The organism is Oceanobacter antarcticus (assembly GCF_044962685.1).
Lineage (GTDB): Bacteria > Pseudomonadota > Gammaproteobacteria > Pseudomonadales > Oceanobacteraceae > Oceanobacter > Oceanobacter antarcticus.
Genome location: NZ_JBBKTX010000149.1, coordinates 1 through 216, shown reverse-complemented (window position 1 = coordinate 216; position 216 = coordinate 1). Strand labels below are relative to the sequence as shown.

The 216-nt window shown below is 48.1% G+C and carries 1 protein-coding gene; it reads right to left on the bottom strand.

What is annotated here, in order from left to right; translation table 11 throughout:
• The coding region (gene tnpB / locus WG929_RS21450) for an IS66 family insertion sequence element accessory protein TnpB (protein ID WP_416207661.1) at positions 1 to 172 on the bottom strand (172 nt) is incomplete at its 3' end.
• Between the last annotated feature and the right edge of the window lie 44 nt (positions 173 to 216).

The window sequence follows — 216 nt, the reverse complement described above, 5'->3', positions numbered from 1 at the left end:
ACAGTAACTTGATTTTATCCCGGTCGCGATTACAAAAGACAAACAGAGCATTGGCCATAGGACTAAGCTCCAGCTCTTGCTCGACCAATGCCGACAAGCCATTAATCGACTTGCGCATGTCCACGGTGCCTGCGTATAAATATACCTGAACCGCTGCACTGGGCCTAAGCATATAAAAGCCCTCGATCTTTTAATGCCAGCAACAGATCCGGCAAG